The organism is Ruegeria sp. CE6 (assembly GCF_056537485.1).
Genome location: NZ_JBQFRR010000002.1, coordinates 941,835 through 956,027, shown reverse-complemented (window position 1 = coordinate 956,027; position 14,193 = coordinate 941,835). Strand labels below are relative to the sequence as shown.

Sequence of the window (14,193 nt, the reverse complement as noted above, 5' to 3'; positions counted from 1 at the left end):
CATGTCCAGCGATACAACTCAAATGCGGCAGGAAATCAATGAGATACCTTTTGCCGTTGATCGGCTTCTCACTGATGGTGCCACGGCGATTACAAAGACGGCCAGCGCGATCCGCGCGCACGATCCCGGCTTCCTGATTTCGGTTGCGCGAGGTTCGTCGGACCATGCCTGCAGCTATCTGAAATACGCTTCGGAACTGCTGCTGGGCCTGCCCATGGCCTCGGTTGGGCCGAGCGTGAAATCGATCTATGGGGTCGATATGCGATGCCCCAGTGCGCTGTGTATTTCGGTATCCCAATCGGGTCAAAGCCCCGACATCGTACAGCTGACGAAGTCCCTGACAGAAGGCGGCGCGTATTCGGTGGCGATCACGAACGATACCACGTCTGCACTGGCCCAGAACGCCACCTCGGCTCTGCCCATCCTTGCAGGCCCCGAGCTTAGCGTGGCTGCCACCAAGACTTTCGTCACCTCTCTGGTCGCCGGGCTTTGGTTGCTGGCCGAGGTCAAGGGCGACGATACCTTGCTGGCTGCAATTCACAAATTGCCGGAAGATTTATCGCGGGCGATCACCTGCGATTGGAGTGCGGTGGTCGAGGCAGTCGATGGCCAATCCCTGTTCACTTTGGGACGTGGGATGTCCTGGGCAATTTCGAATGAGGCGGCGCTGAAATTCAAGGAAACCTGCCAAATTCATGCGGAGAGCTATTCCTCGGCCGAAGTTCTGCATGGCCCGGTTTCGATCGTGGATCAGGGCTTTCCGGTGATTGCGTTCTCGTCCGGAGACGCGGCTGAGGCCAACATCGCCGAAGTCGCCGATGCGCTCGCAGCTAAGGGCGCAAAAGTCTTCGCAACGACCAATCAGGTGTCTGATGCCGTGAGGCTACCACATGTCCGCACCACGCACTGGATGACAGATCCGGTAGCCTCAATCGCTTCGTTCTACGGTATGGTCGAAACTGTGGCCACGCGCCGGGGCATCAATCCCGATGCACCGCGTCACCTGCGGAAAGTGACGGAGACGGTATGACCGATGCGACGATCACCTTCGCGGGCGGGCCTATCTTTGATGGTAAAACCCTGAAGGACGGCCACGCCGCCCGTTTCGTCGGCGGGCTGCTCGACAGTATTTTGCCCGAAGCCGAGTTGCCTTCGGATGAGATGGTTCAGGATCTGTCGGGCGATATTTTAAGCCCCGGCTATGTAGATTTGCAGGTGAATGGCGGCGGAGGCGTCATGTTCAACGACGATCCATCGGTCGAGACATTACAGCGTATTGCGGCGGCTCATCGCAAGCTTGGCGCGACGTCGATCCTTCCGACGCTGATCACGGACACGCCCGAAAAGACAACGGCTGCCATTTCTGCTGCTTCTCAGGCCATTCAGCGCGGAGTTCAGGGGATTGTCGGCTTGCATCTTGAGGGGCCGCATCTCTCGGTGCGACGCAAGGGCGCGCATGACGGCGGGCTGATCCGCCGGATGCAGGACGCTGATCTTGCACAGCTGATAGAAGCGGCAGGGGCGTTGCCTGCATTGATGGTTACGCTTGCGCCTGAAAGTGTCACGATTGCTCAGGTCGAAACGCTCAGCAAGGCGGGGGTCATCGTGTCGTTGGGGCACAGTGATGCCGAGTTTCAGACCTGCGTGGCTTACGCACAGGCGGGCGCGCACTGCGCCACCCATTTGTTTAACGCGATGAGTCAGTTGGGCAACCGCGAACCGGGGCTGGTTGGCGCAGTCTTGTCCAGCGGTGCGATGTCTGCCGGGTTGATAGCGGATGCAATCCATGTTCACCCGCAGACGATGCGCGCCGCCTTTGCAGCTAAACAGGGGCCGGGGCATCTGTTTCTGGTGAGCGACGCGATGGCCGTTGCTGGAACGGATCTGCAGGAATTCAAGCTGGAAGGGCGTGTCATCCAACGTGAAAACAGCAGGCTGACCTTACCGGATGGAACCCTGGCCGGGGCCGATCTGAACCTGACCACCGCGCTGCGCGTGTTGACAACGGATGTCGGCGTTTCACTGACGGACGCCTTGGCAGCGGCCACACGCATTCCGGCGGATATCATTTCCCAGCGCTCAATCGCGTGCCTGAACTTGATCTCGCAGGCCATTCGCATTTCTCCGGATTTGTCGCAGGCCCGTCCGGCGGTTGCTTAACCTCGTGTTGCAACAAATTGCGAAACAGCGCGTTTTTCACATCTCGCCTCAACTGTAGCGGTTGTGTAAGACCTTAGGCGAACGTGGTTTGGGAATGTCTGTATGTATCAGATAATTGGAATAGTTGGCAGGGCATTGACCACCCGGATCGCGCAATGATCCAAACGCGTGGCGTTTTCATTGGTCAGCGTACGGATTGTTTGGGCGCGCGCCTGCTGATGATCCTGACCTGTATCCGTCTGGCCGAAGACTTTGGGACAGACTACCGGGTGAACTGGTTCCCGCAAGGCGCCGATGCGCCGGAGTTGGATCATCCCGAGGAGTTATTCACCAAAGACTGGATGGATGCGCATTTCCTTGATCAGGCAGAGTTCGACACGATAAGCGCGACCGCTCTGCCAATTTGGGCCTTCCAAAACGATCCATCACCCGAGCGGCTGATCGACCATTTGGCGTCTGGCCGTTCGGTTCTGGTCGAAGAAGCGAGCGAGATATTTGGCTTCCCGTGGGAAGATATCGAAACCATCCGTCCCCGCTATCGCGATTTCATACATAGCGTTGGATTTGTGGATGAGGTTCGTCAGATCATGGATCGCGCGGATCAGAAGCTCTCGGGGCAGGGGGTTTCGGCTTACCACATTCGGCGCGGAGAAATCCTGAACGGATTACCATGGAAGCATTCGATCTGGCCCGCCAAGATCGAACCTGACGAGTTTTACGAGGCCCATCTGGAGAAATCCAAGGGCCAGACGGCGATCATGTTTTCGGATCAGCCAGAGGTGATAGACCGTTTCAAGCAACGGTTTCCGGAGCTCATGCAGATGTCGGATATCGCTGATCTGTCGGCTCTGACCCGGGCGCAGCGGGACTTTCTGGAGCTTTTTGCGATGTCACGGGCGGATCAGGTGATCGCGCCACACATATCTGGCTTTTCAATGGCTGCAGCCCGGATTTCGGGGCAGCAGCGTAAAGTGTTCCGCGATGTATTGTCCAAGGATGAGATGCAGGCGGCCAATGCGCGGTTCATCGAACGGGTTGCGAAGGGGCCATCGGCCTTTCTGAATCCCTCAGAGGCGGCGCATATCTATTCAAAGGCGGTGCAACATCTGTCAGCGCAGGATCGCTGCGAAGAGGCGTATGATAATGCGAAACCTATTCTGGACGCCGGGGCCGACAACGCCTTTATGCCACTTCTGCAATCCCTGAACTGTTTTTACCTGTCGAAGTGGCAGGAAAGCGAGGCACATGCCAAAGAGGGATTGCAGAACCCGCATCTCTGGCCCGAAGACTATACTGTTTTGTGCGCGTTGCGCGGCGCTGTTCTTGGCATGCAGGGCAAGCGCGGTGCGGCGACGCTGCACTTTGCTAAAGCGTTCTGGTCCAAACCCTTACGGCCGGATGTTGTGGTGCTGGGGTCCAGAATGCTCTACCGCGCCCAACTTGCGCTTAGGCTAATGCCGCCTGTGGATTGGTCGTTTCAGAAGGTCGTTCGGCAACGCCGATTTCCACCGTTCAATAACCTGTATCTGGTTCAGCGCAATGTTGTTGTCAGGCGTCCTTGCAACTTCGATTTCATACTCTTGGATTGGGCCGAGTTGGCGCTGGATCAACGCGCAAGTCGTATCTTTGATCACCAACAAAGATTGGAAGCGCTTTCTACCTCACTCGATGAGGTTCACGACGTACCAGCAGACGACCCGCGATTGTTGGGCGCGAGGGTGATACTACAGAGGCATCTGGGGGAAATATCCGGAGCTCAGGCGATCGATAAAACCCGCCAGATCGTAGCTGGTGTGCCGGAAAGTGCCTTGTACCAAAAGCGGCTGGCCGAACTTTACGAAGCAGAAGGCGATACCGAAGCTGCGCATCGAACGATGGCTGAGGCGCTGGCTTGTGACCCGGAAAGCCCGTTTCTCATGTTCGCCATGGGTCGCTTGCTTGAGCGGACGGGCAAGATCGGGCAGGGCGAGAAGCTTATTCTGAAAGCTGCCGATCTTGATGACGTGACCGTCGTTATTCAGGGCATGGCGGGCCAGATACACATGCGGCGCGGGAACAAGAACAAGGCACGTCCCTATCTTGAGAAAGCGCGCGATCTCTATCCGCCTCACAAGCGCTTTACCAATCAGCTGAACCGGCTTTCGGGTCAGGCCTGACGCTAATCCAGCGCGACCTCTTGCCGTAGTTTTCCGGTTGTCTTGTCGAAGATCAGAATCCGATTGTCCTCGGTCACGACCGCATACCAGTTGTTGCCGATGGTCAACGCTTGCGCTTTTGCGCCGTCCGGAAGTTCGATCTGGTCGGGCAGCTTCGGAGTGCGGTCCGATAGGCGGATGACAATCAGGGCGAATGTCACTAGAACCCCGCCAATCATTACCGCGGTCAACAGCATGACCATACGCCGCAGCAGTCGAAGCTGCGGTGTTTCCTGCGGTTCCTGAGGTTCGGAAGGGACAGTCATGGGCACCCGCCTGATAGAGTTTCATATCGCGGCCGCTCCGCCGCCCCGCCTTGATAAGGCGCTTGCGCGGGATGTGCCAGCGGAAGAGAACCTGTCGCGCACCCGGCTGGCCCGACTGATCAATGAGGGTGCCGTCACCGTTGATGGCGTCGCCGTAGAAGACCCCAAAGCTAAGATAACCGAAGGCGCGCAGATTGGGATCACCGTGGCCGAAGCCGAAGATAGTCATATCGGCGCTGAGGATATCCCACTTGAAGTCGTCTATGAGGACGACGATCTGATCGTGATCAACAAACCAGCAGGGATGGTCGTGCATCCGGCGCCGGGCTCGCCGAACGGTACGCTAGTCAATGCGCTGCTGCATCATTGCGGGGATGATCTCTCGGGTGTTGGGGGCGTCAAGCGCCCGGGCATCGTGCACCGGATCGACAAGGAAACCAGCGGGTTGCTGGTTGTGGCGAAATCGGATGCGGCGCATCACGGGCTGGCTGCCCAGTTCGAGGCGCATAGCGTCGAGCGCTACTATCGCGCGATCTGCTATGGTGTGCCGGATGCCAATGACCCTCGGTTGCATGGGATCAAGGGTGTTAGCTTTGAGCCGGGCAACATCATGCGTCTGACGACACAGCTGGCACGGCACAAGACCGATCGACAAAAGCAGGCTGTGCTGTTTCACGGTGGGCGCCATGCGGTAACGCGCGCACGGATTGTCGAGGTTTTTGGAACGCCGGGCAGCCTCTCTCTGATCGAATGCTGGCTTGAGACGGGCCGAACGCATCAAATCCGTGTCCATATGGCCCATGCCGGCCACGGGCTTGTCGGAGACCCGGTTTACGGCGGAAAGCGCAAACTGGCCGCGCGGGCATTCACGCCTGAGGGCGCCGAGGCGGTGCAGGCTTTCCCCCGCCAAGCTCTGCACGCAGCAGTGTTAGGCTTCGAACACCCGGTTTCGGGCCAGGCATTACGTTTTGAAGCACCGCTGCCGCAGGATATGGCGGACCTGCTGGAAAATCTCAGAAAACCACTGAAATAAACTGCAAAGGCTTGTGAAAAAGGCCTTTTCAGCTTTCCTTTACATAGGGTTAATCTCAGACTGTTAACAGATCCTCTTGAATGTATCGGGTCTGGTACCCATATCCCATGTTAAGGGCTTAAACATTTGTCCAAGGGGCAGAAATAAATGGCAAATTACTCAAATCTTCCAGCGCCGACACCCGAGGGTGGGCTGAACCGCTATATGCAGGAGATTCGCAAGTTTCCTCTGCTGGAGCCGGAGGAAGAATATATGCTGGCCAAGCGCTGGGTCGAGGAACAGGATACCGAGGCCGCGCATAAAATGGTCACGTCTCATCTGCGCTTGGCGGCCAAGATCGCCATGGGATATCGCGGTTATGGCCTGCCGCAGGCAGAGGTGATTTCCGAAGCCAATGTGGGCTTGATGCAGGCGGTCAAGAAATTTGACCCCGAAAAAGGCTTCCGGCTGGCGACCTATGCCATGTGGTGGATCCGCGCTTCGATCCAGGAATACGTCCTTCGGTCGTGGTCGATGGTGAAACTGGGTACAACATCGGCGCAGAAAAAGCTGTTCTTCAACCTGCGTAAAGCAAAGGCACGCATTGGCGCGCTGGAAGAGGGTGATTTGCGTCCTGAAAACGTGGCCAAGATTGCAGAAGACCTCGGAGTGACCGAGGAAGAAGTGATCAGCATGAACCGTCGGATGTCCGGTGGCGATGCGTCGCTGAACGCGACCGTGGGGTCCGAAGGCGAAGGCACCATGCAGTGGCAGGATTGGCTGGAAGATGAAGATGCCGATCAGGCTGGTGACTACGAGGCGCGCGATGAATTGGAAGCCCGGCGCGAATTGCTCGCTGCTGCGCTGGATGTTCTGAACGATCGCGAGAAAGACATCCTGACTCAGCGCCGTCTGATGGACCAGGCTGTTACGCTGGAAGAGCTCAGCACGCAGTACAATGTCAGCCGTGAACGTATTCGTCAGATCGAAGTGCGCGCGTTTGAGAAGCTGCAAAAGAAGATGCGTGAGCTTGCGCGCGAAAAAGGTATGCTGGGTTCAAACTAACCCCAAACTGATATCAGCCCGCCATATGAGCGGGCTGATTTTTTTTGTTATGCGAAAATGAAATCGGACTCGGACAGGTGGCTTGCCCAGACGCCTGACAGATAGATGCTGTCTCCGTCGTCCAATTCGATCTTGGTCCCGAAGAACTTACCGTCGATATCGTCTTCGATGTCCTCAAAGCTGGTAATGCCATCGTATTCGGACAGGTCGATCTTGTCCTTGCCGACGCGGAAATCGACAATCCAGTCGTGACCGTCGCCTTCATCGAACACAAACGTGTCCTTACCGCGCCCACCAAAGAGTTTGTCATTGCCTTCGCCGCCGTCGATGATGTCTTTCCCTCGGCCTCCGAAGATTTTGTCATGGCCTTCATCGCCACGCAGAATATCCTTTCCGCGCCCCCCGAAGATTATGTCGTTCCCGGCACCGCCAAGCGCCACATCATTGCCCGAGCCGGTGTTGATCACGTCATTGCCACCATCACCGTGAACAAAGTCTTTGCCGCGTCCGGTAAAGATGAATTCATCGCTGCTGTCACCCAGGATAAAGTCCGTGTTCTTTTTGCCCAGAATGCCCGACACCGAGACGGGTAGAAGTACGCCGTCAAGTACGTGAATGATACCGTTTGACGCATCCACGTCGAACGCGATCAAGCCGGGATCGTCGATGCCCGGATCGGCATCGCCCAGACTGGGGGGATCGCTTTCAAGGTTCAGTTCGACTGACGACCCAAGCAGAGTTTGGATTTCAGCCCCGTCGCCTAAACCGACCACTGTGGTGCTGTCGAACTCACCATCGACCACGTGATACTTCAAAATGTTGGTTAGCAAAGGGATAGGGTCTCCGCCGCCAAGCAGGGTGAGCGCCTTGATGATGTGGCCCAAAGCCCCGGCCTCGTCATCCCCTTGATACCCAAGTGTTTGTGCCAGAGTAATAAAGGCAGCGTCATTTGGGGCAAAGACGGTCAGTTCTGCCTCAGGATTGTCCAGCGTTTCCGCCAGCCCGGCTGCAATCACCGCTTCGCGGAGAATGTCGAAATCCTGATTGTCGCTGTCAAACGTTCCGGGATCACCGCTTTTTAGCACTGTTCCTGTAATCGTATGTGTTGCTGGCATTTCAGTAAGCCTCCCACCCTGTTTGCCGTTGCTCCGGATGTTGCCAGAGCACCATCCGAGCATGATTCAGTCGATGTTTGAGCTACGGCGGCAGTATCAGACTGGATCAACAAAACTGATTTGCGAGGGCAGGTTTGACGCCGATCGATTTTAGATTATCGATATAAAGTATAAGGTTATCGGGGTTTTTTAATCTCATCAAAAAATTTACCGAGGCGTATGATTTTCAAATAGATAGAGAAGGGACTGACTTATTGGCAGGTGGTTGATAGACAGATCAGGAACTGAATTACATTGAGCTCGCCGTGGGCGGGTTACATCAATTTTTAGGGGGCGCGCATGCATAAACCGGTCAATTGGGGTGTTCTGGGTGCAGCCAGATTCGCACGACAACACATGGCGCCCGCCATCCATGCGGCAGAGGGCGCGCGGCTGGCGGGGTTGGCGACCTCGGATCCGGCCAAGGCCGAGCCCTTTGCCAGATATTGCCCTGATCTGAATGTCTACAACAGCTATGAGGCATTGCTAGCCGATCCTGAGATTGAGGCGGTGTACATCCCGCTGCCAAACCATCTTCATGTCGAATGGAGCCTGAAGGCGCTGGATGCGGGCAAGCATGTGCTGTGCGAAAAGCCGATGACCATGCGGGCCGATGAGTTTGACGCGCTGATCGCAAAGAGGGACCAGACGGGTTTGCTGGCTGCCGAAGCATATATGATCGTGCATCACCCTCAGTGGCATCTGACCCGTAAACTGATCGCGGACGGAGCGATCGGCCGGCTGGTCCATGTCACCGGGGCGTTCAGCTATGACAACCGGGCGGACACGGGCAACATCCGCAACCGTGCGGAAACCGGTGGGGGCGGGCTGCGTGACATCGGGGTGTATGTTATCGGCAGCGCTCGGTTTGCGACTGGGCAAGAGCCGGTCTCGGTCAGCGGTGCGATCCGGTGGGAAAATGACGTGGATGTCTTCACCGAGATACGCGCGCAGTTTCCCGAATTTACCTATTCCGCCTACGTCTCTACACGCATGCATCCACATCAGGAAATGGTGTTTCACGGAGAAGGTGGCATGATCCGTCTAACCGCTCCGTTCAATGCCCGTGTGTTCGGCGAGGCGCGAGTTGAACTGCACCGACCGGGCCTTGAAGTTCTGGTGCCCCGGTTTCCTGCGGACAACCACTATCAATTGCAGGTCGAAGCGTTCTGCCGATCGGTTCGCGAAGGGGTTGAATATCCCTGTTCATTGGAATTCGTGAGGGGCACACAAGAGGTTATCGATCAGGTCTTTGACGCCGCCGTTTCGCTCTAGCTTGCCACCCCTGTGGTGTCTCGCGTATCCTGTCCCGACCGGATCAGGAGGGCTAAATGGCGGGCGGCTGGGCGCGCGATGGCGCGGTGAGTGAACAGATCGAAGCGTCGATTTCAGATGAACTGGCGCGGATGCAGGCGCAAAAGCGACCTGTGGGCGAAAGCCTGACACATTGTGCTGAATGCGAAGAACCGATCCCCGAAAAACGCCGCCTTGCTCTGCCCGGCGTAAAGCTGTGCCTGGATTGCCAGCAAGAGCGTGACAGCAGCTTCAAATCTCGCGGCGGGATCAATCGGCGGGGTTCGAAAGACAGTCAGTTGAAATAACGCGAGGAGCACCCGGTGAAGGATCAGCCGCAGAGATCAGTACTGCAAAACGGGTTGGTTCTTGGGTTCCTAGCCGCGTTTCTATGGGGCACGCACAGCGTTATCGTGCGATATTTGACTAGTGATCTCGGCGGGTTACAGATTGCCGTGTCGCGCCTGTTCATTGCTGCTTTTGCGATTTACTGCATGTTGCGGGTGATGGGCGCACGGGTTTCAATCCAGTACAGGGATTGGAACTTCCGACTGGCGGTGTTGTCGACGGTGGTGAACTATATTTTGTTCCATATTGGCCTGGAGCATACAGGTGCCGCGAATGCGATGGTGCTTGAGAATACCGCGCCGTTCTTTGTGTTGATATTCCTGTATTTCTTCGCGGATACCACCGTTGGCCGGACTGATGTATTGGCAACCCTGCTGGCGATCCTCGGTGTGTTTCTAACCGTCTATCGGGATTTTCAAGGCGGGGGAGAACCCCTGCTGGGCGATCTGATGGAAATCGGGGCGGGACTTAGCTGGGCGGTGTTCCTGATTTCCAGCAGCCGCGCGATGCAGTCATCGGAGACCACTGCCGAAAGGTTGAACTTCCTGTTTGGCATCTTTTTGTGTTCGGGCGTTTTGCTGGTGCCACTGGCGGCTTTTTCTATTCAGATGCCGACCGCAAACGACGTGATCTTCTTGATCCTTCTGGGCGTTTTACCCACCGCGCTTGCATATTATCTTTGGTACGAGGCCGCCGCCCGCGTGTCGACATTGACGGCAACGTTGCTATTCGCCGCCTCGGTTGTGTTTACCTTTGTCAACTCGGCACTGTTTCTGGGCGCAACGATCACACCGCTTTCGATTGTTGGCGCGGTATTGATTGTCACGGCCATTTTCGTGACGACGATGAAATCAGCCAAAGAGAAATGAGGCAGCCATACAGGCTGCCTTTCAACTTTAGCTTTCCATCGCTTCCAGTTCGTCAATAAATCCCGAGATCATCGACAGGCCTTTGTCCCAGAACTCAGGGTCGCTGGCGTCCAGTCCGAACGGGGCCAGAAGCTCTTTATGGTGCTTGGAGCCACCGGCACGCAGCATTTCGAAATACTTGTCCTCGAACCCGTCTGCACCGCTTTCGTAGACCGAATAGAGCGCGTTCACGAGGCCATCACCGAAGGCATAGGCATAGACGTAGAACGGCGAGTGGACGAAGTGCGGGATATAGGCCCAGAAGGTCTCGTACCCGTCCATGAATTCGAATGCGGGGCCAAGGCTTTCAGCCTGAACGCTCATCCAAAGGGCGTTGATGTCGTCTGGTGTCAGCTCGCCCTCACGACGGGCGGCGTGTAGTTTGCATTCGAAGTCGTAGAAGGCGATCTGGCGGACGACTGTGTTGATCATGTCCTCGACCTTCCCGGCCAGAAGCACCTTGCGCTGCTCCGCTGTCTCGGCCTGATCCAGCATTTTGCGGAAAGTGAGCATTTCACCAAAGACCGAAGCAGTTTCGGCTAAAGTCAGCGGGGTCGATGAAAGCATCTCACCCTGATCGGCGGCCAATACCTGATGCACCCCGTGGCCCAATTCATGCGCCAAGGTCATCACATCGCGCGGTTTGCCCAGATAGTTGAGCATCACGTAGGGATGAACTTCGGTCACGGTGGGATGCGCAAAGGCGCCGGGGGCTTTGCCGGGCTTCACGGCCGCATCAATCCAACCCTTCGAGAAGAAGGGAGCTGCGATCTCACCCATCCGAGGATCAAACGCGTTATAGGCGTCCATCACCGTCTTCTCGGCCTCGGACCAATCGACGATGCGAGTGTCCTCCATCGGCAACGGAGCATTACGGTCCCACACTTGCATCACGTCCAGACCAAGCCATTTGCGTTTCAGTTCGTAGTAACGATGGCTCAGCTTGGGGTAGGCGGCCACAACGGCCTCGCGCAGGGCTTCGACCACTTCGGGCTCGACATCGTTCGACAGGTGACGACCGGTCTGGGCAGATGGCATTTTGCGCCAGCGATCAACGATCTCTTTTTCTTTGGCCTGCGTGTTATGAACGCGCGCGAAGGTTTTGATGTTGCTTTGGAAAACGTTGGCGAGTTCGCGCGCTGCGGCTTCACGCTTGGCGCGATCCTGCTCGGTCAGCAGGTTCAGCGTACCTTCGATGTTCAGCTCTTCACCATCGACGGTGAAGGTCAGGCCCGCGATTGTTTCGTCGAATAGGCGTTCCCACGCGTCGCCGACAACGCCGAGGTCGTGCAGGAATTTTTCCAACTCATCAGACAGTTGATAGGGTTTCATCGCGCGAATGCGACGGAACACGGGCTCGTATCGCGCCAGATCGGCATTGGCGGCAAAATGAGCAGCCAGCGCGTCATCGTCGATGCGATTCAGTTCCAGCGTGAAGAACACCAGAGGCGTGGTGAAGACGGTGATCTTCTCCTGCATGTCAGACAGGAACTTGGCGCGATCCGCGTCGGTGGTCAGTTGGTAATAGCGCAATCCGGCAAAGGACATGATCCGCCCGGCGATGGCGTTGATCTTTTCGTTGCGCAGCACGCAGGTCAGTAGGCCAGCTGCGTCCAATTCGGCCAGCTTACCCTCATAATCAGTGGCAAAGGACGCACATTCGCCCTCCAACCAGTCCAGATCGCGGGCCAGTTCGGGTGCATCTTCCGAGGCATAGAGGTCCGTCAGATCCCATTCCGGCAAATTGCCCAGATCATCGGCACCGCCGCCTGCATTTGCATCACGGACGGGAAAGGGAAGGTCGCGCATGGAACACCTCGAATAAACTGCGTTGGCAAACATTTAGGCGCGGCACGTCCGGATCACAAGCAAGCTGTCGGCTTGGGCCTTAATGACAGGGCTCGGGTTTTGGTTTCGCCGCGGCTGCCGCGAAATGTGCAGCAAGTTGATCAAAGACCGGCCCGCGCACCTCGGGTGCCTCCATCAGAACTTCGTGTTCGCCGTTGGGAATCTCGACCAGAGTACCGCTAGGCCAGTTGGCCATACGTGTCCGAATGGCCTTGCGGTCTACGATCTGTTCGTGGCTGCCCAAGAAGGTCAGGGCAGGGATCTCGGGCGCGGTCTGTTCCATCAGCCAGGTGCATTCATCCAGCGCCTCGCGCAGCCAGATGGTGGACGGTGCACCCAAAGCAAGTTCAGGGTGTGCGGCCAACTGATCCTGCATCATTCGGTACATCGCCGGATCGCGTGTCAGCACGTTTCCTTCGAAGGGCTGTGAGGCCACATAGCTCTCTAGCGTGGTGGTGGGCGGTGTTTTCTCGCCCAAGCCCAAGCGTGGCCCCCAATAGGCAGTTAGCTGGCTGAGAGGCTTCATGATTGGTGTAAAGAAAATCCCCCACATCGGGCCCGTAAAGGCGCAGGCCGCAAAATCAGCCCCCTCCAGAACGGCGCGAAGCCCGATAGCCCCGCCCATGGAATGGCCTATGACGTACCAAGGCTTGGGCAACTCCAGTTTTTCGGCCAGTTTCAGTATTGAGCGAACGTCGTGCTGGTAATCGGTGAATTGTTCGATATGACCGATCCGCGGATCATCCAGCAGGCGATCTGCAAGCCCTTGCCCGCGCCAATCGACCGCGAAGCTTGCAAAGCCCCGGTTCACAAATTCCTTGGCGGTATCACCATATTTTTCGATGTATTCCGTGCGACCGGGGAACAGCATCACCGTGCCGTGCGTATCGCCTCCGGGCAGCCAATGTGCCACGCGGATACGTTTGCCATCTTCGGTGATCAGCCAATGCGCCGCACCATCGGCAGGGCCGCCGGCCACGTCTTCGAATAAGGGGGCCGGCGAAAACTCCATCAGGCCAGCACCGAGGCGAGTTTCATGGCAATACCCATGTCTCCGTCAACGCTCAGCTTGCCGGACATAAACGCACCGGTTGGGTTCAGGTCACCGCTGAGAATCTGTTCAAAGGTGTCCGCATCGGCGCTGAGGGTCACATCAGCATCTTCGTCGCTTACCCGCGCACCGCTTGCATCCAGAATGATAGAACCCAGATCGGCAATGGCAAATTTGGCTGACGCATCGAAATCGCCGCCCGACAGTTTCTCATTCAATGCCGCCGCGGCTTTTTCCAGAATATCGCTCATGGTCTTCCTCATATTGTTCATGCGCCGTGAATGGACATCCCCGGTCGCTACGCTACACTGACCATTGTTATGGGTATTGCAATCACCAATCTCAAACGTACCGTCGCGGCACTTGCCGTCATAGTCACGTTTTCCACCAGTTGCATCGCGCAGCAGGCGGATTCGCGGGACGAGGCATCACTGTTGCAGCAACTGGCGCAATCGACGCCCGAACAGGCCATCGGATTGGATCGGCAATTGCAGGCGCTGTGGTCACAATCAGGTTCGGCTTCGGCGGATTTGCTGTTGGAACGCGGACGCGAAGCGCTGGATGATGGGGATGTCGAGGCCGCGCTTGATCATTTGACGGCGCTTACCGATCACGCACCCGAATTTGCCGAGGGTTGGCATGTGCGCGCTTCGGTTTTCTTCGGCATTGACAGGTTTGGCATGGCTGCGGCGGATCTTGAACAGGCATTGACCCTGAATCCGAACAACTACGACGCTATCTACGGCCTTGGCCTCATCTTTGAGATCGTGGGCAAGCCAGAACAAGCACTTGAGGCCTATTCACGTGCGCTGGCTATACATCCCCATCATGAAGAAGTAACCAATGCCGTGAATCGGCTGAAGCCTCAGGTTGAAGGCAAGGCGCTGTAAGTC

The 14,193-nt window shown here is 56.8% G+C and carries 14 protein-coding genes; 9 read left to right on the top strand and 5 right to left on the bottom strand.

The window, feature by feature from the left end:
• The first annotated feature begins 1 nt into the window (after nucleotide 1).
• The 3 genes from ACR0DK_RS13195 (at nucleotide 2) to ACR0DK_RS13185 (ending at nucleotide 4,316) form a co-directional block, all read left to right on the top strand.
• Nucleotides 2-1,030 carry an SIS domain-containing protein gene (locus ACR0DK_RS13195; protein ID WP_170645878.1) on the top strand — a complete coding sequence of 343 codons (1,029 nt, stop codon included), beginning with the start codon at nucleotides 2-4 and terminating at the stop codon, nucleotides 1,028-1,030.
• Nucleotides 1,027-2,160 (top strand): N-acetylglucosamine-6-phosphate deacetylase, encoded by a 1,134-nt coding sequence (gene nagA / locus ACR0DK_RS13190; protein ID WP_223118203.1) that lies wholly within the window; start codon nucleotides 1,027-1,029, stop codon nucleotides 2,158-2,160. Before ACR0DK_RS13195 ends, nagA begins: the two co-directional genes overlap by 4 nt.
• Before the next feature lie 155 nt (nucleotides 2,161-2,315).
• On the top strand, nucleotides 2,316-4,316 hold the full coding sequence (locus tag ACR0DK_RS13185; protein WP_480736508.1) for a tetratricopeptide repeat protein: 2,001 nt from the start codon (nucleotides 2,316-2,318) through the stop codon (nucleotides 4,314-4,316).
• Nucleotides 4,317-4,318: 2 nt separating this feature from the next.
• On the opposite strand, the gene ACR0DK_RS13180 is transcribed toward ACR0DK_RS13185, so the two are convergent.
• Nucleotides 4,319-4,621 (bottom strand): DUF6476 family protein, encoded by a 303-nt coding sequence (locus tag ACR0DK_RS13180; protein ID WP_170563212.1) that lies wholly within the window; start codon nucleotides 4,619-4,621, stop codon nucleotides 4,319-4,321.
• Here ACR0DK_RS13180 and ACR0DK_RS13175 point away from each other — a divergent pair.
• The gene (locus tag ACR0DK_RS13175) at nucleotides 4,620-5,654 is read left to right on the top strand and encodes an RluA family pseudouridine synthase (RefSeq protein ID WP_480736506.1); all 1,035 of its coding nucleotides are present in this window, start codon (nucleotides 4,620-4,622) and stop codon (nucleotides 5,652-5,654) included. The genes ACR0DK_RS13180 and ACR0DK_RS13175 overlap by 2 nt on opposite strands.
• Before the next feature lie 147 nt (nucleotides 5,655-5,801).
• Nucleotides 5,802-6,698 (top strand): RNA polymerase sigma factor RpoH, encoded by an 897-nt coding sequence (rpoH, locus tag ACR0DK_RS13170; RefSeq protein WP_170393423.1) that lies wholly within the window; start codon nucleotides 5,802-5,804, stop codon nucleotides 6,696-6,698.
• Between the two features lie 47 nt (nucleotides 6,699-6,745).
• Here rpoH and ACR0DK_RS13165 read toward each other — a convergent pair whose 3' ends face one another.
• Entirely contained in the window at nucleotides 6,746-7,813 is a 1,068-nt protein-coding gene (locus ACR0DK_RS13165) for a fasciclin domain-containing protein (RefSeq protein ID WP_170393421.1), read from the bottom strand.
• A 339-nt stretch (nucleotides 7,814-8,152) separates the two neighbouring features.
• Here ACR0DK_RS13165 and ACR0DK_RS13160 point away from each other — a divergent pair, with 339 nt between their 5' ends.
• From ACR0DK_RS13160 to ACR0DK_RS13150, 3 genes are read left to right on the top strand one after another with little or no spacing between them, the layout of a single operon-like run.
• Nucleotides 8,153-9,127 (top strand): Gfo/Idh/MocA family protein, encoded by a 975-nt coding sequence (locus ACR0DK_RS13160; RefSeq protein ID WP_170510509.1) that lies wholly within the window; start codon nucleotides 8,153-8,155, stop codon nucleotides 9,125-9,127.
• Between the two features lie 56 nt (nucleotides 9,128-9,183).
• On the top strand, nucleotides 9,184-9,453 hold the full coding sequence (locus ACR0DK_RS13155) for a DksA/TraR family C4-type zinc finger protein (RefSeq protein ID WP_170393417.1): 270 nt from the start codon (nucleotides 9,184-9,186) through the stop codon (nucleotides 9,451-9,453).
• 15 nt (nucleotides 9,454-9,468) lie between these two features.
• Nucleotides 9,469-10,362, top strand: coding sequence for a DMT family transporter (locus tag ACR0DK_RS13150; protein ID WP_170393415.1), 894 nt, complete (start codon nucleotides 9,469-9,471; stop codon nucleotides 10,360-10,362).
• Nucleotides 10,363-10,389: 27 nt separating this feature from the next.
• On the opposite strand, the gene ACR0DK_RS13145 is transcribed toward ACR0DK_RS13150, so the two are convergent.
• From ACR0DK_RS13145 to ACR0DK_RS13135, 3 genes are all read right to left on the bottom strand, one after another.
• Nucleotides 10,390-12,210 (bottom strand): M3 family oligoendopeptidase, encoded by a 1,821-nt coding sequence (locus tag ACR0DK_RS13145; protein ID WP_480736503.1) that lies wholly within the window; start codon nucleotides 12,208-12,210, stop codon nucleotides 10,390-10,392.
• A gap of 79 nt (nucleotides 12,211-12,289) precedes the next feature.
• Nucleotides 12,290-13,261, bottom strand: coding sequence for an alpha/beta fold hydrolase (locus ACR0DK_RS13140; RefSeq protein WP_480736501.1), 972 nt, complete (start codon nucleotides 13,259-13,261; stop codon nucleotides 12,290-12,292).
• Nucleotides 13,261-13,551, bottom strand: a complete 291-nt coding sequence (locus ACR0DK_RS13135; RefSeq protein ID WP_170393409.1) for an SCP2 sterol-binding domain-containing protein — start codon at nucleotides 13,549-13,551, stop codon at nucleotides 13,261-13,263. The genes ACR0DK_RS13140 and ACR0DK_RS13135 overlap by 1 nt, the downstream gene beginning before the upstream one ends.
• Before the next feature lie 30 nt (nucleotides 13,552-13,581).
• Here ACR0DK_RS13135 and ACR0DK_RS13130 point away from each other — a divergent pair, with 30 nt between their 5' ends.
• Entirely contained in the window at nucleotides 13,582-14,190 is a 609-nt protein-coding gene (locus ACR0DK_RS13130; RefSeq protein ID WP_170405089.1) for a tetratricopeptide repeat protein, read from the top strand.
• Nucleotides 14,191-14,193: the final 3 nt, after the last annotated feature.